The sequence below is a fragment of the Pseudacidovorax intermedius genome (genome assembly GCF_001476815.1).
In the GTDB taxonomy this organism is placed as follows: domain Bacteria; phylum Pseudomonadota; class Gammaproteobacteria; order Burkholderiales; family Burkholderiaceae_C; genus Xenophilus; species Xenophilus intermedius_A.
Genome location: NZ_LDSL01000180.1, coordinates 1 through 21,621 on the forward strand (window position 1 = coordinate 1; position 21,621 = coordinate 21,621).

Consider the following 21,621-nt stretch of genomic DNA (forward strand, 5'->3'; position numbering starts at 1 on the left):
GCGCTACGACCTGAAGCACGCCGCGTCGCGCACGAAGGCGCCCGCGCCGTGCTTCAGGTCGTAGCGCTCCACCGGGTTGGCATAGCCCATCAGCACCACGGGCGTGGCGCCATCCTGGCGGCGGAACTCGGCCACCATGGCCAGCACCTGTGCCATGCCGATGCCCATGGCCAGCGCGGCCTCGCCGGCCTTCTGGATCACGGGGCCGTCGGCCATGGGGTCGGAGAAGGGCACGCCCAGCTCGATCACGTCGGCGCCGGCGGCGACCATCGTGTGCATCAGTGCGGGCGTGATGTCGGCCTGCGGGAAGCCGGCCGTCACGTAGGGGATCAGCGCCTTGCGGCCTTCGCCCGCGAGGCGCGCGAAGGTGGTGGCGATGCGCCGGCTGTCCGGCGTCGTGCTGGGGCCGCTCATTGCTTGCCTCCCTTGACCGACAGGCCGCGCATGGAGGGCCGGTCGTAGAAGTCCACGCCCGACAGGTCGGCCACGGTGCCGATGTCCTTGTCGCCGCGGCCGGACAGGTTGACCAGGATGGACTGGTCGGGCCGCATCGTCCTGGCGAGCTTCATGGCATAGGCCACCGCATGGCTGGATTCGAGCGCCGGGATGATGCCCTCGGCCCGGCACAGGTGGTGGAAGGCGGCCAGCGCCTCGCCGTCGGTCACGCCCACGTACTCGGCGCGGCGGATGTCGGCCAGGTAGGCATGCTCGGGGCCGACGCCGGGATAGTCCAGGCCGGCGCTGATACTGTGCGTCTCGGTGATCTGGCCGTCCTCGTTCTGCAGGATGTAGGTGCGGTTGCCGTGCAGCACACCCGGGCTGCCGCGCTGGATCGAGGCGGAATGCTTGCCGCTGTCCAGGCCCTCGCCGGCGGCTTCCACGCCCACCAGCTTCACCTGCTCGTACGGGATGTAGGGATGGAAGATGCCCATGGCGTTGCTGCCGCCGCCCACGCAGGCCACCACCACGTCGGGCTGGCTGCCTTCGCCCGGGAGCATCGAGGGCATCTGCTCCAGGCATTCCTTGCCGATCACGCTCTGGAAGTCGCGCACCATGGCCGGATAGGGATGCGGGCCGGCCACCGTGCCGATGATGTAGAAGGTGTTCTCCACGTTCGTCACCCAGTCGCGCATGGCCTCGTTGAGCGCGTCCTTGAGCGTGCGGCTGCCCGATTCGACCGGCACCACGGTGGCGCCCAGCAGGTTCATGCGGTAGACGTTGGGGCTCTGGCGCTTGACGTCCTCGCTCCCCATGTAGACCACGCATTCCAGGCCGTAGCGGGCGCAGATGGTGGCCGTGGCCACGCCGTGCTGGCCGGCACCCGTTTCGGCAATGATGCGCGGCTTGCCCATGCGGCGCGCGAGCATGGCTTGGCCGATCACGTTGTTGATCTTGTGGGCGCCGGTGTGGTTGAGGTCCTCGCGCTTGAGGTAGATCTGCGCGCCGCCCAGTTCGCGGCTGGTGCGGGCGGCGTGGTAGATCGGCGAGGGCCGGCCGACGAAGTGCTTGAGCTCGTAGGCGAATTCGGCGAGGAAGTCCGGGTCCTCGCGGTAGCGGTCGTAGGCCTCGCGCAGCTCGGCGATGGCATGGGTCAGCGTCTCGCTGACGAAGCTGCCGCCGTAGGGGCCGAAGTGGCCGGCGGCGTCGGGCAGGGCATAGGTGGGCATGTTCATGGCGATCGTGAAGATGGCGCCGGTGCGGGAGGCACCGGCAGAACGATAGGTTCGGGATCGCGCCGGGCAGGACGCGCAGGTCCTGGCGGTGCAGCCGGCGGGCGCGAGCGCCGTGCGGCTCAGCGGGCTGGGAGGGCGTCGGCCGCGCGCACGGCGGCGACGAACTCGCGGATCTTGTCGCCGTCCTTGATGCCCTTGGCCGCCTCGACGCCCGAGCTCACATCAACCGACAGCGACCGGCAGCGCGGGCGCAGCAGCGCAATGCCATCGCCCACGTTTGCAGGCGCGAGTCCACCACTCAAGACGAGGTGAGCGTCGACGGCGGTTGGAAGCAGTGACCAATCGAAGACCTTGCCGGCACCGCCATAGCCGTCGACGTGCGCGTCGAGCAGGATGGCGCTGGCCTGGGAAAAAGAAGCCGCGTAGTTTAAGAGGTCGAAGCCGGCCCCTGCCGCGCCCAGGGGGATGCGCGCGGCGCGCAGCCAGCGGTGGCGGCCGTCGCCGCTGGCCGCGCGGCACTGCGCGGGCGTTTCGTCGCCGTGGAACTGGGCCATCGCGCCCGGCACCGCCGCCAGCGCGGCCATGACCTGCGCCGGCGCCTCGTTGACGAAGAGCAGCACCGGCACCACGAAGGGCGGCAGCCGCCGCGCCAGCTCGGCGGCACGTTCCACCGTCACGGCGCGCGGGCTCTTCGCGTAGAGCACGAAGCCCACCGCGTCGGCGCCCGCGTCCACGGCCGCATCCACGTCCTGCTCGCGCGTCAGGCCGCAGATCTTGATGCGGGTGCGGGGGGCGTCGGTCATGACGGGCATCGTGTTTTTCAGGGCAGGTTTTCGCAGTCGGCGAGTTCGGCGCCGAGGGTGACTTCGGGGGGCAGGCCCCAGGCGGCGTCGTACATGGGCCCGAGGAAATACAGCCCGTCGGCCGCGAAGGTGGGCGCCGCCGCCTGCCGGCTGCGGGCGTCGCGCACCTCGCGCAGCCAGTCGGGCGCCGCATGGCCCTGGCCCACGCGCACCAGGCAGCCCATGATGTTGCGGATCATGTGGTGCAGGAAGGCGTCGGCCTCGAAGTCGAAATGCCAGCGGCAGCGCTCGGCCGTGCCGATCCGCGCGATGGCGATGCGCCGCACGGTCTTGACCGGCGATTTCGCCTGGCAGGCCGAGGCGCGGAAGGAACTGAAGTCGTGCTCGCCCAGCAGGTGCGCCGCGGCAGCGCGCATGGCCTCGCCGTCCAGCGCATGCATCGACCAGCCCACCTTGCCCGCGTCCAGGCTCGGCCGCACCGGCGATTGGGAAAGCACGTAGCGGTAGCGCCGCCCCAGCGCCGCCGCGCGGCAATGGAAGCTGTCGGGCACCGGCTGCGCCCACTGCACGGCAATGTCCCCGGGCAGGAAGCGGTTCGGCCCGCGCACCCAGGAGAAGGGCACGCGGTCGATGTCGGTGTCGAAGTGCACCACCTGCATCCAGCCGTGCACGCCGGCGTCGGTGCGGCCGGCGCACAGCGTGCCGATGCGCCGCTCGGTGAAGCGGGCGAGGGCGAGCTCGAGCTGGTCCTGCACCGTTCGGCCGGAGGGCTGGCTCTGCCAGCCGTCATAGGCGCGGCCGTCGTAGCGGACGCCGAGGGCCAGCCGCATGCGTCAGCGCAGTTCGTCGAGCAGCCGGCGTGCCTCTTCCTGCACCGCGCCGCTGCTGTCGGCGACGATTTCCTCCAGCAGCGTGCGGGCGCCGTCGGGGTCGCCCAGGGCGTGCAGCTCGCGCGCCAGCGACAGCTTCACGCTGTCGGCGCTCTCGCCCGGGCCGGCGTCGATGCCGGTCGGGATGTTGAGCTGCAGGTCCATCGGCTGCGTGTCGGCAGGGCCGGTCATGGATGCGTGGAAGTCGCGGCTGAAGATGTCGGCGCCGCCCATCGACAGCGGCGCACGTAGCGTCGCCGGCTCGGTGCGCAGGTCGTCCGGCGGCAGGTGCGGGCCGCCGTGCGGCTCCAGCTCGGCCGGCGCGGTGTCGAAGTCGTTGCTCAGGTCGCGCATCGGCTCGTGGCGCAGCGGCGCGGGAATGGTCGGCTCGTCGCTCGCAGTGCGCAGGCTCGGCGGCAGCGTGGGCGGCGCCGGCGGCTGGGTGGCCGCACCGAAGCCGGAGGGCTCGATGCCGATGTCCTTGTGCGCCGCCGCCAGCGGGTTGAAGCCGGGCGGGGCCGCTGCCGGCGAAGGCGCCGGTGCCGGTGGCTGCGTGGTGGGCGCATCGGCTGGCGGCAGGTCCAGGTCCAGGTCGAAGTCCAGCGGCGCGACCGAGGGCAGGAAGCCCTGTGACTTGGATTCCTCCGTCGCCAGGGCGGCGTCGAGCGCCGCGCCGCCCGCCAGACCCGCGGCCGCCGCCGACGCGGCGCCCGAGCCGGCCGGCGGCCGCAGCGGCGCATCGCCGGCCGACAGGCCGTTGTCGTAGAGCGGGTTGTCCGGATCGAGCCCGCGGCCCAGTTCCTGTGCACGGCTCCAGTCGGCGCCCTTGCCGTCGGTCAGGCTGCGCAGTTCGAGCGCCAGCAGTTCGAAGGCACGGGCGTCGCGCCGGCGCGCATAGATCTCGAGCAGCTTGACCTGGACGGCAGTGCGCTCCGGTGCCGCGCGCAGGGCTTCCTTGAGGATTTCCTCGGCCTGCAGGTCACGGCCGTAGGCCAGGTAGACATCGGCCTCGGCCACCGGATCCACGTCGCCGGCATCGAGCTGGCTGGGCGAATAGTGCAGCGAGGACGCGCCGCCGTGGTCGTCCCGGGTGTCGACGGTGGCGCCGCCGCTGCCGCCGATGTAGCCCTCCTTCTGAAGGCTTTCGGGGAACATGCTGTCCGCCGCGTCGTTCTGCTTCTTCCGGCGCCGCCGTGCGGCGGCCAGCGCCAGCAGAAGGAGCAGCAGCACCACGGCACCGCCACCCAGCAGCAACGGCTGGGCGAGCAGGGAGGCGAGGAAGCCGTCGTCATCTGCCGCCGCCGCGGCGGCCGGCGGCGTGGCGGGCGCAGGCGCCGGCCGGGGGGCTGCCGCGCCCGAGGCGGCGGCCGACGCGGGCGCGGCGGGCGTGGTGGCCGTGCCGGCACCCGCCGGCGACGAAGCGCCGGCCAGGGGCGCCGGCGCTGCGGCACCCGCAGGCGCCGGGACCGTCGCCGTGCCAGCCGCGCCAGGTGCGGGCGCGGCCGAACTGGCGGTCCCGGCCGGGACCGGCGCGGCCGCTGCCGGGTTCGCGGGGCTGGCGGGCGCCGGCACCGGCGCGGCGGACGAACTGCCGGTCGTGCCCTGGAGCCGGTTCAGTTCCTCGATGTTGCGAGACAGCTCGGCCACGCGGGTGTTCGATTCCTGCGCCTGGCGCTCGCGGGCCAGGCGTTCCTCGGGCTGGCCCGGGGCGTTGCCGCGCGAGATGGTCAGGCGGTCCGGCGAGGCGGCGGCCGCGGCCCGGTCCTGCACGTTGGCCTGCAGGCCGCCGGAGGACTGGCGGTCGGCACCGCCGACGTTCATCGTCGGTGCATTGCCCGCCAGGCGCTGGCGGTAGCTGTTGAAGTCGCGGCTCTGGGCCACGATGGTGCGGCGGGCTTCCTCGGGCGGCGTGGCGCGGGCGTCCTCGGCCGAGGGCATCTGCAGCACGGCCCCTGCCCGCAGGCGGTTGACGTTGTTGCCCGCGAAGGCCGAGGGATTGGCCCGGAGCATGGCCACCAGCATCTGGTCGAGCGAGACGTCGGCCGGCTTGCTGGCCGCGGCGATGCCGCCGGCCGTGTCGCCGCGGCGCACCGCGACGGCGCCAGCGGCCGGCACCGGGGGCGCCGAGACCGGGGGCGCCGCAGCAGGGGCGGGTGCCGGCGGCACGGCGACGGCCGCCGGCGCTTCGGCCGGCACGGGCCGGCGACGGTTGCCGGCGGAGGCGGGCGCCGACACCTGCGGCGGCAGCGGTGCGACCTGGCGCTCGCTCGTGGTGCCAGCGGCAGTGCCGGGCGGGGCGGACGCACTCGGTGCCACGGGCGGCGGATCGATCAGCGCGGTGTAGTCGCGCATCAGCCGTCCGCTGGGGGAATTGGCTTCCAGCAGGATGTCGACGAAGGGATCGTTCATCGGCCGGATGCCGGTGAGGCTGACCACGTAGCCGTTGCCCCGCCGCTGGACCGTGCTGCGCACGCCGTTGAGCGCGTCCGAGAAGCCCATGCCCGCCCGCTGGAAGGCCTGCGGCGGCGCCAGCCGCACCTGCAGGTTGGCGGCCTCGGCCGGGGTGACCTCGGTCACTTCCACTTCGGCGCGCAGCGGCTCGCCCAGGGACGACAGCACGTTGAGCCGGCCGAGCGTCAGGGCATCGGCCTGCGTGCCCCACAGCCCGCAGGCGGCCGCAACCGCCAGCGCAAGGGAGGAAATTCGAAACCGGCGCGGGGCCGCCGCTGCGGCGCCTTCGCACCGAACGGCCTGCGCCGGCGGCGAGAGTCTTGTCATGCTGTCGCGGGCCGTGCCCGATAAATGTAAGTAGACGTTAACACTCGCGCTGCTCAATCACAAGGCGCCCCGTCGTCGGGGCCGGGGCGCCGTGTTCGGTGCCGGCGTCGTGCGTCGCCGTTCGCCACGCACGACGGCGGGCTCAGGCCTCCAGCAGGATGCGCAGCATGCGGCGCAGCGGTTCGGCCGCGCCCCACAGCAACTGGTCGCCGATGGTAAAGGCACCGAGGTACTCCGGTCCCATGGCCATCTTTCGCAGCCGGCCGACCGGGATGGTCATGGTGCCGGTCACGGCGACCGGCGTCAGATCCTTCAGCGTGGCCTCGCGCGTATTGGGCACCACCTTCACCCAGTCGTTGTCGGCCGCGATCATGGCCTCGATGTCGGCCAGCGGCACGTCCTTCTTCAGCTTGAAGGTCAGCGCCTGGCTGTGGCAGCGCATCGCGCCCACGCGCACGCAGAAGCCGTCGACCGGCACGGCGGGGCTGCCGAAGCCCTCGCCCTGGCCGAGGATCTTGTTGGTCTCGGCCATGCCCTTCCATTCTTCCTTGGACATGCCGTTGCCCAGGTCCTTGTCGATCCAGGGGATCAGCGAGCCGCCCAGGGGCACGCCGAAGTTGGCGGTTTCGTCGCCCGACAGGCTGCGCTGCCTGGCGATGACCTGGCGGTCGATCTCGAGGATGGCGCTCTTCGGGTCGTCGAGCAGGGCCTTCACTTCGCTGTAGAGCGTGCCGTACTGCGTGAGCAGTTCGCGCATGTGCTGGGCGCCGCCGCCCGATGCGGCCTGGTAGGTCTGGGTGCTCATCCACTCGACCAGGCCCGCCTTGTAGAGCGCGCCCACACCCATCAGCATGCAGCTGACGGTGCAGTTGCCGCCGATCCAGTTGCGGCCGCCGTCGGCGAGCGCGTTCTTGATCACGGGCATGTTCACGGGGTCGAGCACGATGACCGCGTCGTCCTTCATGCGCAGGGTGGAGGCGGCGTCGATCCAGTGGCCCTTCCAGCCGGCGGCGCGCAGCTTGGGGAAGACCTCGGTGGTGTAGTCGCCGCCCTGGGCGGTGATGACGATCTCGCAGCGCTTGAGCTGCTCGATGTCGAAGGCGTCCTGAAGCGTGGTCTCGTTCTTCGCCATGGCGGGCGCCTTGCCGCCGGCGTTGGAGGTGGAGAAGAACAGCGGCTCGATCAGGTCGAAATCCTTCTCGGCCACCATGCGGTCCATCAGGACCGAGCCGACCATGCCGCGCCAGCCGACCAAACCTACCAACTTGCTCATGTCAAAAGCCCTTTCAGAGTCAAACAAAGAAGACCGCGGCGAAAGGGGCTGGCCCCGCCTGGCTCGTCCGGGGCCAGGGGGAAGGCACGCGCGACGAACCAGGCTGGGTCAGCCCTTAATGGTCGTCGTGGTTTTGGTGATGGATGCGCGCACGGCAGTGCCGGCCTGGGCGGCGGGCACGGTGTTCAGGACGAACGGGCGGGCGGCAAACATGGGGCGCGATTGTAGCGCGTGGCGGTGCTGTCCTACATGCAAAACGGCCCCGAAGGGCCGTTTTCAAACGGATGTCGCGCGCGCCCCACGGGGCAGGGCACTCAGGCCAGCGCCTTCAGGACCGCGTCGCCCATCTCGCGCGTGCCGACCTTGGTCGTGCCCTCGCTCCAGATGTCCGGCGTGCGCAGCCCTTGCGCCAGCACGGCCTTGACGGCGGTCTCGATGCGCTGGGCGGCTTCTTCCTGGTTCAAGGAGAAGCGCAGCATCATCGCGGCGCTCAGGATGGTGGCCAGCGGATTGGCCACGCCCTTGCCGGCGATGTCGGGCGCGCTGCCGTGGCTGGGCTCGTACAGGCCCTGGTTGCTGTCGTTGAGGCTGGCCGAGGGCAGCATGCCGATGGAGCCGGTGAGCATCGAGGCTTCGTCCGAGAGGATGTCGCCGAACATGTTGCCGGTCACGATCACGTCGAAGGCCTTGGGCTTCTTGACCAGCTGCATGGCGGCGTTGTCGACGTACATGTGCTCCAGCGCGACGTCCGGATAGTCCTTGTGCACCTCGGTGACCACGTCCTTCCAGAACTGGAAGGTCTCCAGCACGTTGGCCTTGTCCACGCTGGTCACGCGCTTGTTGCGCTTGCGGGCGGCCTCGAAGGCCACGCGGGCGATGCGCTCGATCTCGGGGCGCGAATAGCGCATGGTGTCGAAGGCCTCGTCGGCGCCGGGAAAGTGGCCGTCGGTGGCCACACGCTTGCCGCGCGGCTGGCCGAAGTAGATGTCGCCGGTGAGCTCGCGGATGATGAGGATGTCCAGGCCCGCCACCAGCTCGGGCTTGAGGCTGGAGGCATGCGTCAGCTGCTCGTAGCAGATGGCCGGGCGGAAGTTGGCGAACAGGCCCAGGTTCTTGCGCAGGCCCAGGATGGCCTGCTCGGGGCGCAGCGGGCGGTCCAGCTTGTCGTACTTCCAGTCGCCGACGGCGCCGAAGAGCACCGCGTCGGCCTCCTTGGCCAGCTTGAGCGTGGCCTCGGGCAGCGGATGGCCGTGGGCCTCGTAGGCGGCGCCGCCGACCAGGGCGGTTTCCATCTCGAACTTCAGGTCCAGCGCGTCCAGCACGCGCACGGCCTCCGCGACGATTTCGGTGCCGATGCCGTCGCCGGGCAGAACTGCGATCTTCATAAGTGGTGTTTCTGTGAGGGTGAAAGGGTCAGGCGATCATCTGGTGCGCGAGCCAGGGCTTGGCCGCCAGCCGCTCGGCTTCGAAGGCCTTGATCTTGTCCTTGTGGCGCAGCGTCAGGCCGATGTCGTCCAGGCCGTTCATCAGGCAGTAGCGGCGGAAGGGCTGCACCTCGAAGGGCAGTTCCTCGCCATCGGGCTTGACCACCACCTGGCGCTCCAGGTCGACGGTCAGCTCGTAGCCCGGGAAGGCGAAGACCTCGTCGAAGAGCCTGGCCACGGTGGCCTCCGGCAGCACGATGGGCAGCAGGCCGTTCTTGAAGCTGTTGTTGAAGAAGATGTCGGCGAAGCTGGGCGCGAGGATGGCGCGGAAGCCGTACTGGTCGAGCGCCCAGGGCGCGTGCTCGCGGCTGGAGCCGCAGCCGAAGTTCTTGCGCGCGAGCAGCACCGAGGCGCCCTGGTAGCGCGGCTGGTTCAGCACGAAGTCCGGGTTGGGCTTGCGGCTGGCCGGGTCCATGCCGGGCTCGCCATGGTCCAGGTAGCGCCATTCGTCGAACAGGTTGGGGCCGAAGCCGGTGCGCTTGATCGACTTGAGGAACTGCTTGGGGATGATGGCGTCGGTGTCGACGTTCTCGCGGTCCATCGGGGCGACGAGGCCCTTGTGCACGGTGAATTTCTGCATGGTGTCTGCTCCCTGGCTTTAGGCGATGGTGCGGATGTCGACGAAGTGGCCGCGGATGGCGGCGGCGGCAGCCATGGCGGGGCTCACCAGGTGGGTGCGTCCGCCCGCGCCCTGGCGGCCTTCGAAGTTGCGGTTGCTGGTGGAGGCGCAGCGCTCGCCCGGCTCCAGCCGGTCGGCGTTCATGGCCAGGCACATCGAGCAGCCGGGCTCGCGCCATTCGAAGCCGGCGGCCTTGAAGACCTCGTGCAGGCCCTCGCGCTCGGCCTGTTCCTTCACCAGGCCGGAGCCGGGCACGACCATCGCCACCTTGATGTTCTTGGCCACCTTCTGGCCCAGCTTCTTCACCACCGTGGCGGCCTCGCGCATGTCTTCGATGCGGCTGTTGGTGCAGCTGCCGATGAACACCTTGTCCACGAAGATGTCGTTCATGGCCTTGTTGGGCTCCAGGCCCATGTAGGCCAGGGCGCGCTCGATCGCGCCGCGCTTGTTGGCGTCCTTTTCCTTGTCCGGATCGGGCACGCGGCCGTCGATGGGCAGCACCATCTCGGGCGAGGTGCCCCAGGTGACCTGCGGCTTGATGTCGGCGGCATTCAGCTCGACCACGGTGTCGAAGGTGGCGTCCGGGTCGGAGTGCAGCGTCTTCCAGTAGGCGACGGCCTGGTCCCATTCCACGCCGGTGGGCGCGAGCGGGCGGTTCTTCACGTAGTCGATGGTTTTCTGGTCCACCGCCACCAGGCCGGCGCGCGCGCCGGCTTCGATGGCCATGTTGCACACCGTCATGCGGCCTTCCATCGACAGGTCGCGGATGGCGGAGCCGGCGAATTCGATGGTGTAGCCGGTGCCGCCGGCCGTGCCGATCCTGCCGATGATGGCCAGCACGATGTCCTTGGCGGTGCACCCCAGGGGCAGCTTGCCCTCGACCTTGACCAGCATGTTCTTGGCCTTCTTGGCCAGCAGGGTCTGCGTGGCCATCACGTGCTCGACCTCGCTGGTGCCGATGCCATGCGCCAGCGCGCCGAAGGCGCCGTGGGTGGAGGTGTGGCTGTCGCCGCACACCACCGTCATGCCCGGCAGCGTGGCGCCGTTCTCGGGGCCGATCACGTGCACGATGCCCTGGCGCTTGGACAGGAAGGGGAAGAAGGCGGCGGCGCCGAATTCCTCGATGTTGGTGTTCAGCGTCGTGACCTGTTCCTTGCTGATCGGATCGGCGATGCCGTCGTAGCCGCGCTCCCAGCCGGTGGTGGGCGTGTTGTGGTCGGCAGTGGCCACCACCGAGCTGATGCGCCACAGCTTGCGATTGGCCTGGCGCAGGCCTTCGAAGGCCTGCGGGCTGGTCACTTCGTGCACCAGGTGGCGGTCGATGTAGAGGACGGCGGTGCCGTCTTCCTCGGTGTGGACGACGTGCTCGTCCCAGATCTTGTCGTAGAGCGTGCGGGCCATGGGTCTCGTCTTTCGTGGGAAATCGTGGGTGGGGTGTTCGGTGTCAGGCTGCGGCCGTGGCGGCTGGCGGCGCGGCTTCGGCCGGCTCGGGTGGCCGCAGGTGCTGCACCAGCGTGCGGGCGGCCACGGGCAGGGTGGAGAAATCGCGCGCCACCAGGCGGATCTCGCGGCGCGCCCAGTCGTCGCTGAGGTCCACCGCCGCCAGCCGGCTGCCGATGCCGGCGCGCATGAGTTCGAAGGCGCGGCGCGGCATCACGCCCACGCCGAGGCCGTTGTCGATCATGCGGCACATGGCGTCCAGGCCGGTGACGTGGATGCGCAGGCGCACGCTGCGGCCTTCGGCGGTGGCCGCACCGTGCATGGCGCGGTAGATGGAGCTGTGGGTGTGCAGGCCGACGTGGTCCTCGTCCAGCGTCTCGGCGAAGGCGAGCGAGGCCCGGCCGGCCAGCGGATGCGGCTGCGGCAGCACCAGCGCCAGCTGGTCGCGGCGGTAGGGTAGCGTCTGCAGCTCGCCGGCGTCGCCCTCGGGCACGTGGCAGATGCCCAGGTCGGCGGCACCGGCCTGCACCGCGCGCACCACCTCGTGGCTGAGGTGCTCCTCCAGGTCGATCTTGATGCCCTCGTGCAGGCGGGCGAAGGCGCCCAGGTCTTCCGGCAGGTACTGCACGATGGCGGAGATGTTGGCATGCACCCGCACGTGGCCGCGCACGCCCTCGGCGTACTCGGACAGCTCGCCCTGCATCTTCTCCAGGCTGTAGAGCATGGCGCGGGCATGGTGCAGCAGGCTTTCGCCGGCGGGCGTCAGGTCGACGCCGCGGGCATGGCGGTAGAGCAGGCCGATCCCGAGCGTGGATTCGAGGTCGGACAGCCGTTTGCTGATGGCCGAGGCGGCGATGAATTCGCGCTCCGCCGCGCGCCCGATGCTGCCCAGCTCGCACACGGCGACGAACAGCTGCAGCGACGTCAGGTCGATGCGCCGGGCGAAGCTGCGGTCCAGTTGGAGGGAGAGGGGCGAGGTCATCACGATCCACGAAGGGAGGCGCGATTTTCCTCTGGTTTTAGATGGTCAGTCATCGCGGATGGCGATGGCATGGGTGGCAAGCGGCGAATGCGCGGCCAAAAGAAACGGCCCGCGAGGGGCCGTTGGTGGTCATGCAGGCGGCCATGCCGCCGTTGATCACTGGCGCTTCTTGGCCGCGTCTTCCATCTTCTCCCCGGCCTTCTGCACGTCCTGGCCCGCACCTTTGAAGGTGTTGCAGCCTGCGAGCGGCACGGAGACGGCGAAGGTGATGGCGAGCAGTGCAGCGAGTCTCTTCATGGGATGGTCCTTCCTCTTCGGTGGCGATGTGTGGATGTGGAGGTCTTGCTCCGGAGTGGAATCTGAAGCGGCGCCGGTCAGCCGGATGTCAGTCAAGACGCAAAAAGGCCGCCCGAAGGCGGCCTTTGCGGTGCAGGCCGGCGCCTTGCGGCGGCCGGCTGCCTGGCCCGATCAGCGCTGGGCGATGGGCTTGACGTCGCGCTTGTCCGAGCCGCTGAACAGCTGGCGCGGGCGGCCGATCTTGTATTCGGGGTCGCTGATCATCTCGTTCAGCTGCGCGATCCAGCCCACGGTGCGGGCCAGCGCGAAGATGCCGGTGAACAGGTTGACCGGAATGCCGATGGCGCGCTGCACGATGCCGGAATAGAAGTCGACGTTCGGGTAGAGCTTGCGCTGCACGAAGTAGTCGTCTTCCAGGGCGATCTTCTCGAGCTGCTTGGCCAGCGCGAACAGCGGGTCCTTTTCCAGGCCCAGTTCGGACAGCACCTCGTTGCAGGTTTCCTGCATCAGCTTGGCGCGCGGGTCGTAGTTCTTGTACACGCGGTGACCGAAGCCCATCAGCTTGACGCCGGAGTTCTTGTCCTTGACCTTCTCCATGAACTCGCCGACCTTGGAGACGCCGCCGTTGCGCTGGATGTCTTCCAGCATGTTCAGGCAGGCCTCGTTGGCGCCGCCGTGGGCAGGGCCCCACAGGCAGGCCACGCCGGCGGCGATGGCCGCGAAGGGGTTGGTGCCCGAGCTGCCGCACAGGCGCACGGTCGAGGTGGAGGCGTTCTGCTCGTGGTCCGCGTGCAGGATGAAGATGCGGTCGATGGCGCGCTCGATGACCGGGTTGACCTTGTACTCCTCGCACGGCGTGCCGAACATCATGCGCAGGAAGTTGCCCGAATAGCTCAGGTCGTTCTTCGGGTACATGTACGGCTGGCCGATGCCGTACTTGTAGGCCATGGCGACCAGCGTGGGCATCTTGGCGATCAGGCGGATGGCCGCGATCTCGCGATGCTCGGGGTTATTGATGTCGGTGCTGTCGTGATAGAAGGCCGACAGGGCGCCGACCAGGCCGGTGAGCACGGCCATGGGGTGCGCGTCGCGACGGAAGCCACGCAGGAAGAACTGCATCTGCTCGTTCACCATCGTGTGGCGCGTCACCGTGTCGGTGAACTCGGTCTTCTGCGCCTCGTTGGGCAGCTCGCCGTTGAGCAGCAGGTAGCAGGTTTCCAGGAAGTCGCAGTTCACCGCCAGCTGCTCGATGGGGTAGCCGCGGTACAGCAGCTCGCCCTTGTCGCCGTCGATGTACGTGATGGCCGACTGGCACGACGCCGTGGACAGGAAGCCCGGGTCGTAGGTGAACATGCCCGTCTGCGCGTACAGCTTGCGGATGTCGATGACGTCCGGACCGACCGTGCCCTTGTAGATCGGCAGATCGATGGCTTGGCCGCCGTTGCTGAACGCGAGCGTGGCCTTGATGTCGGAGGCTTTCATGTCGACTTTCTCTTGAGAAGGTGGAGGGGAAGGAGAGATGGCGAAGGATGGGATGGAGCGGCTCAGGCTGCGGGCTTCTTGTCGCCCGGCGGGCGCATCAGCTCCAGCACCGCCGCCACCTCGGCCCCGGCCCATGCGGGCTCGGGCTCCTTTCGGCGCAGCAGAAGGTCGAGCAGGTCGTTGTCGGGCAGGTCCATCAGGGTGTCCACCGCCTGGGCCTGCGCCCGAGTCATGCGTGGCCCGTACCGCTCGAAGAAGCGGGTGATGAAGATGTCGTTTTCGAGCAACCCGCGTCGGCAGCGCCACTGCAGCCGGGCCAGCTCGCGCTCGCCAAGAATCTCGGCATCGGCAGGCTGGTTGGAGGCGGGCACTGTCTGCGGCATGGGGTGGGGTTCGCTGGGGTCGATCGCCGGAGGCATCAGATGGCGCGGCGCACCATCAGCTCCTTGATCTTGCCGATCGCCTTGGTGGGGTTCAGGTGCTTGGGGCACACGTCCACGCAGTTCATGATCGTGTGGCAGCGGAACAGGCGGTACGGGTCTTCCAGGTTGTCCAGGCGCTCGCCGGTGGCTTCGTCGCGGCTGTCGGCGATGAAGCGGTAGGCCTGCAGCAGGCCGGCCGGGCCGACGAACTTGTCGGGATTCCACCAGAAGCTGGGGCAGCTCGTGGAGCAGCTCGCGCACAGGATGCACTCGTACAGGCCGTTGAGCTCCTCACGCTCCTCGGGCGACTGCAGCCGCTCGCGCTCGGGGGCCAGGCCCTCGGTGATCAGGTAGGGCTTGATCGAGTGGTACTGCTTGAAGAACTGCGTCATGTCCACGATCAGGTCGCGGATGACCGGCAGGCCGGGCAGCGGCTTGAGCACGATGGTGCCCTTGAGCGTGTTCATGTTGGTGAGGCACGCCAGGCCGTTCTTGCCGTTGATGTTCATCGCGTCCGAGCCGCAGACGCCTTCGCGGCAGGAGCGGCGGAAGGCGATGCTCGGATCCTGGGCCTTGAGCTTGACCAGGGCATCCAGCAGCATGCGCTCGTGGCCGTCGAGTTCGATCTCGACGGTCTGCATGTAGGGCTTGGCATCCTTGTCCGGGTCGTAGCGGTAGATCTGGAATGTGCGCTTCATGTCGGTGTCTCGTGGGGTTGCGGCGATGTCAGAACGTGCGGACCTTGGGCGGCACGCTGTCGACGGTCAGCGGCTTGAGGTTGACGGGCTTGTAGGTCAGGTTGTTGCCGGCGCTGTGCCACAGCGTGTGCTTCATCCATTCCTTGTCGTTGCGGCCGAGCGGGAACTCGGGATGGTCGGCCGGGTGCTCGTAGTCGTCCACCGTGTGGGCGCCGCGGCATTCCTTGCGGGCGGCGGCCGAGACCATGGTGGCCTGGGCCACCTCGATCAGGTTGTCCACCTCGAGCGCTTCCATGCGGGCGGTGTTCCACACCATGGACTTGTCCTTCAGCGTCACGGTCGGCACGCGGCTGCGCAGGTCGGCGACCTTGACCACGCCTTCGTCCATGCTCGCCTGCGTGCGGAACACGCCGGCGTGCTGCTGCATGGTGGCGCGGATGTCGTTGGCGATGTCCTGCGCGTAGATGCCGTCGTTGGAGTCCTGCAGCTGGTTCAGGCGCGCCAGGGTGCGGTCGGCGCCATCCGCCGGCAGGGGCTTGTGCTCGCCGCTGTTCTTGACGAAGTCGACGATGTGCTTGCCCGCCGACTTGCCGAAGACCAGCAGGTCCAGCAGCGAGTTGGTGCCCAGGCGGTTGGCGCCGTGCACCGACACGCAGGAGCATTCGCCCACCGCGTACAGGCCGCCGACGACCTGGTTGTGCACCTCGCCGTTCTGCACCACCACCTGGCCGTTGATGTTGGTCGGGATGCCGCCCATCTGGTAGTGGATGGTGGGCACGACCGGGATCGGCTCCTTGGTGATGTCGACGTTGGCGAAGTTGTGGCCGATCTCTTCCACCGAGGGCAGGCGCTTGCGGATGGTGTCGGCGCCCAGGTGGTCGAGCTTCATCAGGATGTAGTCCTTGTTGGGACCGCAGCCGCGACCTTCCTTGATCTCCTGGTCCATCGAGCGCGACACGAAGTCGCGCGGTGCCAGATCCTTCAGCGTGGGCGCATAGCGCTCCATGAAGCGCTCGCCATTGCTGTTGAGCAGGATGGCGCCTTCGCCGCGGCAGCCTTCGGTCAGCAGCACGCCCGCGCCGGCCACGCCGGTGGGGTGGAACTGCCAGAACTCCATGTCCTGCAGCGGGATGCCGGCGCGCGCCGCCATGCCCAGGCCGTCGCCGGTGTTGATGAAGGCGTTGGTGGAGGCGGCGAAGATGCGGCCCGCGCCGCCGGTGGCCAGCAGCACGGCCTTGGCCTGCAGCACGTGCAGGTCGCCGGTTTCCAGCTCCAGCGCCGTGACGCCCACCACGTCGCCGTCGGCGTCGCGGATCAGGTCCAGCGCCATCCATTCGACGAAGAAGTTGGTCTTGGCCTTGACGTTCTGCTGGTACAGCGTGTGCAGCATGGCGTGGCCGGTGCGGTCGGCCGCCGCGCAGGCGCGCTGCACGGGCTTCTCGCCGTAGTTGGCGGTGTGGCCGCCGAAGGGACGCTGGTAGATCGTGCCGTCCGGGTTGCGGTCGAAGGGCATGCCGAAATGCTCGAGTTCGATCACGACCTTCGGTGCTTCACGGCACATGAACTCGATGGCGTCCTGGTCGCCCAGCCAGTCGGAGCCCTTGATGGTGTCGTAGAAGTGGTAGTGCCAGTTGTCCTCGGACATGTTGCCCAGCGAAGCGGACACGCCGCCCTGCGCCGCCACGGTGTGCGAGCGGGTGGGGAACACCTTGGACAGGGACGCGACGTTCAGGCCGGCGCGGGACAGTTCCAGCGCGGCGCGCATGCCGGAGCCGCCGGCCCCCACGATGACGACGTCGAACTTGCGCGTGGCGATCTTGGCTTTGGTATACGACATGGCTCAAATCCTCCAGAGCACTTGAATGGCCCAACCCGCGCAACCCACAAGCCAGACGATGGTGAAAATTTGCAGGGCGAGTCGGATGCCGACGGGCTGGACGTAGTCCATCCAGACGTCGCGCATGCCCACCCATACGTGCCAGAGCAGGGCGGCGATCACCGTGAAGGTCAGAACCTTCATCCACTGCGGGGCGAAGATGCCCGCCCAGCGGTCGTAGCCGACCGGGCCGCTGGTGAACAGCACCTGGGCCAGGACGACGAGGGTGAAGATGCCCATGAGCGCGGCGGTGACGCGCTGGGACAGCCAGTCGCGCATGCCGTAGTGCGCGCCGACGACGGTGCGCTTGGAGCCGTAATTCACTGCCATGATTTGCTGTGCCTTTTTCTTGTGATCAGTAGAGGCCGAAGAGCTTGGCGCCCAGCGCCAGGGTCAGCACGACGCTGATGACCAGCACGGCCAGAGCCGAGGCCTTGCCGAAGTCCTTGGTGACGGCCTCGTGGCTCACGTCCATCCAGAGGTGGCGCACGCCGGCGCAGAAATGGTGCAGGTAGGCCCAGATCAAGGCCAGCGCGACGAGCTTCAGGAACCATCCCGGCAGGAAACCGACGCCGATCTCGAAGGCGTTGCGGAAGCGCGCATAGGAGATTTCCGAAGAGACCGAGGTGTCGAACATCCAGATGATGAAGGGCAGCAGCAGGAACATCAGCGCGCCGCTCACCCGGTGCAGGATCGACACGATGCCGGCCGGCGGCAGCCGGTAGCCAGGCAGATCCGTGACCACGTTGATGTTGCGGAATTCGCGGCGCGGCGGCCTTGTCTTGGAAGCGAGCTCTGTCATGGGGGAGGTTCTTTCTGGGAGGTCGGTAGGGCGACTCGTGTCAGGACGTATATGCAGGCAACTTAAAATTCTATTGCAATGCACCATGAAGCATCGCTTGCCGCGACGGCCGCTGCCGGACGGGTTCGGAAGCTATTTTTCTAGGAGCAGGGTGTGCAGGCGGCATCGTCATGGGGCACTGGCGGCGCCCTAGCCGAGATCGTTTCGATAATGGTGCGCATCGGTGCGGTAGAGGCCGCGGCGCAGTTCCATCGGGGCGTCGTGGTAGGTGTGCGCGATGCGCTCGACGGACAGCAGCGGCGTCTGGAGTGTCACGCCAAGCAGCGAAGCCTGGTCGGTATCGGGGAGAACCGCGCGCAGCTTTTCCTCGGCGCGCACCATGCGCACGCCGAACTCGCTCTCGAACATTTCGTACATGGGGCCGCGCCACTGCGCCAGCCGCTCGGCCGTCAGGCCCTTGAAGGGGCCGCCGGGCAGCCACAGGTCTTCCAGGATGGTGGGCTCGCCGCCGTAGGCCAGCACGCGCCGCACCTGCAGCACCGGATCGCCGGGGCGAAGGGCCAGCGCCCGGGCCACGTCCGCGCTGGCGCGCACCCGGCGGCAGTCCACGATGGTGCGCTCGGCGGGCCCTTCGCTGGCGGGCGTGCCTTCGTCGGGCACCAGCTTGAGGAAGCGGTACTGCACCTGCTGCTCGGCATGGGTGGCGACGAAGGTGCCCTTGCCCTGCCGGCGCACCAGAAGGTTGTCGGCCGCCAGTTCGTCGATGGCCTTGCGCACCGTGCCCTGGCTCACGCGAAAGCGGGCCGCCAGGTCGATCTCGCTCGGGATCGGTTCGCCCGGGCGCCATTCCCCCGCCTGCAGCCTCTGCAGGATGAGCGCCCGGATCTGCTGGTACAGCGGGCTGAAGGAGGGCGTGCCGGCGTCTGCGGCGGGCGGCGAGGACATCGGGGGTGTTCGGGCGGCGGGCCCGTCGCCGGGCGCCAAGCCCTACATCTTATATAAGACATAAGACATGCGCCACGGATTCGGCCTAGAATGTGCTGTTGTTTTCCTGCCCGTGGCCGACCGGCATTGCCGCCGACGCACAGGATTCCTGCGGGCAGGCTTACGCGGTAGTTGCCGTTTCTTCCCACTTCGTCTGGAGTCTTCCCATGAGCAAAAAGCCCGTTCGCGTCGCCGTCACCGGCGCCGCCGGCCAAATCGGTTACGCCCTCCTGTTCCGCATCGCTTCGGGCGAGATGCTTGGCAAGGACCAGCCGGTCATCCTGCAACTGCTGGAAATCCCGGACGAGAAGGCCCAGAAGGCGCTCAAGGGCGTGATCATGGAGCTGGAAGACTGCGCCTTCCCGCTGCTGGCCGGCGTGATCCCGACCGGTGATCCGGAAGTCGCCTTCAAGGATGCCGACTACGCCCTGCTGGTCGGTGCCCGCCCCCGCGGCCCCGGCATGGAGCGCGCCGACCTGCTGGCCGCCAATGCCCAGATCTTCACCGCCCAGGGCAAGGCCCTGGACAAGGTCGCCAGCCGCGACGTCAAGGTGCTGGTGGTCGGCAACCCCGCCAACACCAACGCCTACATCGCCATGAAGAGCGCGCCCAGCCTGCCGCGCGAGAACTTCACCGCCATGCTGCGCCTGGACCACAACCGCGCCGCCAGCCAGATCGCCGCCAAGACCGGTGGCCAGGTCGGCGAGATCGAGAAGCTGACCGTGTGGGGCAACCATTCGCCCACCATGTACGCCGACTACCGCTTCGCGACCATCGGCGGCAAGTCGGTCAAGGACGCCATCAACGACCAGGTCTGGAACGCCGACGTGTTCCTGCCCACAGTGGGCAAGCGCGGCGCCGCCATCATCGATGCGCGCGGTCTGTCCTCGGCTGCCTCGGCCGCCAACGCCGCCATCGACCACATGCGCGACTGGGCCCTGGGCTCGCAGGGCAAGTGGGTCACCATGGGCGTGCCCTCCAACGGCGAATACGGCATTCCCAAGGACGTGATCTTCGGCTTCCCGGTGACCACCGAGAACGGCAAGTACAAGATCGTCGAAGGCCTGGAGATCGACGCCTTCTCGCAGGAACGCATCAACAAGACCCTGGCCGAGCTGCAGGGCGAGCAGGACGGCGTCAAGCACCTGCTCTGAGGCGACAGGCCCGTGCGCTGGCGCCCTGCGGCGCGGCGCACGCCGCAGCCGGGTGCGCCGCCTCGCGCGCCCCGCTGCAGGACGGCCGGGAACGCGGGGCGCTTTTGCGACTCTTGTCTGAGACACCATGGATTGGGATCCCGCGCTCTACCGCCGTTATGAAGACGAGCGGACCCGCCCTGCGGCCGAACTGCTGGCCCGGGTGCCGCTGGCATCGGCCCGGCGTGTGGTCGACCTGGGCTGCGGCCCGGGCAACTCCACCGAACTGCTGGCGCGGCGTTTCCCCGAGGCGCAGGTGCTGGGCGTCGACAACGCCGAGCCCATGCTGGCCGATGCGCGCAAGCGCCTGCCCGAGGCCCGCTTCGAACTGGGCGACATCGCCCGCTGGCAGCCCGCCGGCGAGGCCCCCGACCTGATCTACGCCAACGCCGCCCTGCAATGGGTGCCGGGCCACGAGCAGCTGCTGCCGCGGCTCTTCGGCCTGCTGGCACCGGGCGGCGTGCTGGCCGTCCAGATGCCGGACAACCGGCAGGAACCCACCCATCGCCTGATGCGCGAGCTGGCATCGCAGGCGCCGTGGGCGTCCCACATCGGCGATGCCGACCGGGTGCGCACCGAGCTGCTCGCCATCGGCGGCTATTACGACCTGCTGGCGCCCGAAGCGGCGGACGTGGACGTGTGGCACACCATCTACCAGCACCGCATGGCCTCGGCCGCCGCCATCGTCGAATGGGTGAGCGGCACCGGCCTGCGGCCCTTCCTCGATCCGCTGCCGACCGAGTTGCGTGCCAGCTACCTCCAGGCCTACGCGCAGGGCGTGGAATCGGCGTATCCCGCGCGCAGCGATGGCCGGCGGCTGCTGGCCTTCCCGCGCATGTTCATCGTGGCCCGCCGTCCCGCATGAAGTCTTCTTCCGCCACCGAAACGCGCGACACGGCTTTGCCCGCAGCCGCCGGATCGGCCCATCCCGCCCAGGTGCTGCTCGGCGCCCAGGCCGGCGCCGTGGTGCTGCCGGTGTGCGACCACTACAGCGGCGTCGAGGCGCGCATGCGCAAGAGCCTCGCCCTGCAGGCCGAGATGGCCGCCGAATTCGGCGCCTGCGTGTTCGACGTCACCCTCGACTGCGAGGACGGCGCGCCGGTGGGCGGTGAGGCCGAGCATGCGCAGCTGGTGGTCGAGCTGGCGCGCGGCGCCGCGGCCGGCCTGCGCGTCGGCGCGCGGGTCCATCCGGTGGACCATCCCGCCTTCGAGGCCGACGTCGCCACCATCGTCGGCGGCGCGGGCGACCGGCTCGCCTACCTCATGGTGCCCAAGGTCGAGACGGCCGCCGACGTGGCCCGCGCCGCCGCCGCCCTGGACGCCGCCGGCGCCTCGGCGCTGCCGCTGCACGTGCTGATCGAGTCGCCCCTGGCCGTGCACCATGCCTTCGACATCGCCGCCCATCCGCGCGTGCAGTCGCTCAGCTTCGGGCTGATGGACTTCGTGTCGGCCCATGCCGGCGCCATTCCCGCCGACGGCATGGGGGCGCAGGGCCAGTTCTCCCATCCGCTGGTGGTGCGTGCCAAGCTGGCCATCGCCAGTGCCGCGCATGCCCACGGCAAGGTGCCCTCGCACTGCGTGGTGACCGAATTCGGCGACACCGAAGCCATGCGCCAGGCGGCCCGCCGCGCCGCCCGCGAATTCGGCTACACGCGCATGTGGAGCATCCACCCCAACCAGATCCGCCCCATCCTCGAGGCCTTCGCGCCGGACGAGGCGCAGATTCAAACCGCGACACAAATCGTTGCTTCGGCACAGGATGCCGACTGGGCGCCCATCAGCTTTGATGGCACATTGCACGACCGCGCGAGCTACCGCCACTTCTGGCAGGTGCTGATGCGCGCACATGCCACCGGGCGCGCACTGCCGCCCCGGGCCGCCGCCTGGTTCACTGCCGGCGACGCGGCCACCACCTGACCTCCGCTCCATCCAAGGAAGGATTTCCC

The 21,621-nt window shown here is 69.1% G+C and carries 20 protein-coding genes and 1 pseudogene; 3 read left to right on the forward strand and 18 right to left on the reverse strand.

Translation table 11 applies throughout. The features are described 5' to 3' along the window. Positions 1 to 18 precede the first annotated feature (18 nt). From trpA to NS331_RS23015, 18 genes and pseudogenes are all read right to left on the reverse strand, one after another. Positions 19 to 414: pseudogene (gene trpA / locus NS331_RS22930) on the reverse strand (tryptophan synthase subunit alpha); the annotation flags it as partial. Next, positions 411 to 1,667 carry a tryptophan synthase subunit beta gene (gene trpB, locus NS331_RS22935; RefSeq protein WP_058644269.1) on the reverse strand — a complete coding sequence of 419 codons (1,257 nt, stop codon included), beginning with the start codon at positions 1,665 to 1,667 and terminating at the stop codon, positions 411 to 413. The pseudogene trpA and the gene trpB, both read right to left, overlap by 4 nt. A gap of 125 nt (positions 1,668 to 1,792) precedes the next feature. Next, entirely contained in the window at positions 1,793 to 2,476 is a 684-nt protein-coding gene (locus NS331_RS22940; protein ID WP_058644270.1) for a phosphoribosylanthranilate isomerase, read from the reverse strand. 17 nt (positions 2,477 to 2,493) lie between these two features. Further along, a complete protein-coding gene (gene truA / locus NS331_RS22945) occupies positions 2,494 to 3,306 on the reverse strand; it encodes a tRNA pseudouridine(38-40) synthase TruA (protein ID WP_058644244.1) in 813 nt (270 codons plus the stop codon). A 3-nt stretch (positions 3,307 to 3,309) separates the two neighbouring features. Further along, the gene (locus NS331_RS22950; RefSeq protein WP_082702712.1) at positions 3,310 to 6,123 is read right to left on the reverse strand and encodes a motility hub landmark protein FimV; all 2,814 of its coding nucleotides are present in this window, start codon (positions 6,121 to 6,123) and stop codon (positions 3,310 to 3,312) included. Between the two features lie 142 nt (positions 6,124 to 6,265). Then, the gene (asd, locus tag NS331_RS22955; RefSeq protein WP_058644246.1) at positions 6,266 to 7,396 is read right to left on the reverse strand and encodes an aspartate-semialdehyde dehydrogenase; all 1,131 of its coding nucleotides are present in this window, start codon (positions 7,394 to 7,396) and stop codon (positions 6,266 to 6,268) included. 314 nt (positions 7,397 to 7,710) lie between these two features. Then, a complete protein-coding gene (gene leuB / locus NS331_RS22960) occupies positions 7,711 to 8,781 on the reverse strand; it encodes a 3-isopropylmalate dehydrogenase (protein ID WP_058644247.1) in 1,071 nt (356 codons plus the stop codon). A gap of 28 nt (positions 8,782 to 8,809) precedes the next feature. Next, positions 8,810 to 9,460 carry a 3-isopropylmalate dehydratase small subunit gene (gene leuD / locus NS331_RS22965; protein ID WP_058644248.1) on the reverse strand — a complete coding sequence of 217 codons (651 nt, stop codon included), beginning with the start codon at positions 9,458 to 9,460 and terminating at the stop codon, positions 8,810 to 8,812. Between the two features lie 18 nt (positions 9,461 to 9,478). Continuing rightward, positions 9,479 to 10,900: a 3-isopropylmalate dehydratase large subunit gene (gene leuC, locus NS331_RS22970; protein WP_058644249.1), complete on the reverse strand. Its 1,422-nt coding sequence runs from the start codon at positions 10,898 to 10,900 to the stop codon at positions 9,479 to 9,481. A gap of 43 nt (positions 10,901 to 10,943) precedes the next feature. After that, positions 10,944 to 11,921, reverse strand: coding sequence for a LysR family transcriptional regulator (locus NS331_RS22975; protein ID WP_058644250.1), 978 nt, complete (start codon positions 11,919 to 11,921; stop codon positions 10,944 to 10,946). A 156-nt stretch (positions 11,922 to 12,077) separates the two neighbouring features. After that, entirely contained in the window at positions 12,078 to 12,218 is a 141-nt protein-coding gene (locus tag NS331_RS22980; RefSeq protein ID WP_058644251.1) for an entericidin A/B family lipoprotein, read from the reverse strand. 171 nt (positions 12,219 to 12,389) lie between these two features. Then, a complete protein-coding gene (locus tag NS331_RS22985) occupies positions 12,390 to 13,700 on the reverse strand; it encodes a citrate synthase (protein ID WP_058644252.1) in 1,311 nt (436 codons plus the stop codon). A 62-nt stretch (positions 13,701 to 13,762) separates the two neighbouring features. Further along, positions 13,763 to 14,083, reverse strand: a complete 321-nt coding sequence (locus NS331_RS22990) for an FAD assembly factor SdhE (protein WP_058644271.1) — start codon at positions 14,081 to 14,083, stop codon at positions 13,763 to 13,765. A gap of 35 nt (positions 14,084 to 14,118) precedes the next feature. Beyond that, positions 14,119 to 14,820, reverse strand: a complete 702-nt coding sequence (locus NS331_RS22995; RefSeq protein WP_017761520.1) for a succinate dehydrogenase iron-sulfur subunit — start codon at positions 14,818 to 14,820, stop codon at positions 14,119 to 14,121. Positions 14,821 to 14,848: 28 nt separating this feature from the next. Continuing rightward, positions 14,849 to 16,657 carry a succinate dehydrogenase flavoprotein subunit gene (gene sdhA, locus NS331_RS23000; RefSeq protein ID WP_058644253.1) on the reverse strand — a complete coding sequence of 603 codons (1,809 nt, stop codon included), beginning with the start codon at positions 16,655 to 16,657 and terminating at the stop codon, positions 14,849 to 14,851. A 3-nt stretch (positions 16,658 to 16,660) separates the two neighbouring features. Continuing rightward, positions 16,661 to 17,026, reverse strand: a complete 366-nt coding sequence (gene sdhD / locus NS331_RS23005) for a succinate dehydrogenase, hydrophobic membrane anchor protein (RefSeq protein ID WP_058644254.1) — start codon at positions 17,024 to 17,026, stop codon at positions 16,661 to 16,663. A 25-nt stretch (positions 17,027 to 17,051) separates the two neighbouring features. Further along, positions 17,052 to 17,498 (reverse strand): succinate dehydrogenase, cytochrome b556 subunit, encoded by a 447-nt coding sequence (gene sdhC, locus NS331_RS23010; RefSeq protein ID WP_058644255.1) that lies wholly within the window; start codon positions 17,496 to 17,498, stop codon positions 17,052 to 17,054. Between the two features lie 189 nt (positions 17,499 to 17,687). Then, positions 17,688 to 18,443: a GntR family transcriptional regulator gene (locus NS331_RS23015; RefSeq protein ID WP_058644256.1), complete on the reverse strand. Its 756-nt coding sequence runs from the start codon at positions 18,441 to 18,443 to the stop codon at positions 17,688 to 17,690. A 206-nt stretch (positions 18,444 to 18,649) separates the two neighbouring features. Between NS331_RS23015 and NS331_RS23020 the strand changes: the two genes are divergently transcribed. The 3 genes from NS331_RS23020 (at position 18,650) to NS331_RS23030 (ending at position 21,592) form a co-directional block, all read left to right on the forward strand. Further along, positions 18,650 to 19,636: a malate dehydrogenase gene (locus tag NS331_RS23020; protein WP_058644257.1), complete on the forward strand. Its 987-nt coding sequence runs from the start codon at positions 18,650 to 18,652 to the stop codon at positions 19,634 to 19,636. A 127-nt stretch (positions 19,637 to 19,763) separates the two neighbouring features. Beyond that, a complete protein-coding gene (gene tam / locus NS331_RS23025) occupies positions 19,764 to 20,540 on the forward strand; it encodes a trans-aconitate 2-methyltransferase (RefSeq protein ID WP_058644258.1) in 777 nt (258 codons plus the stop codon). Further along, a complete protein-coding gene (locus tag NS331_RS23030; RefSeq protein ID WP_082702713.1) occupies positions 20,537 to 21,592 on the forward strand; it encodes an HpcH/HpaI aldolase/citrate lyase family protein in 1,056 nt (351 codons plus the stop codon). The genes tam and NS331_RS23030 overlap by 4 nt, the downstream gene beginning before the upstream one ends. Positions 21,593 to 21,621 lie beyond the last annotated feature (29 nt).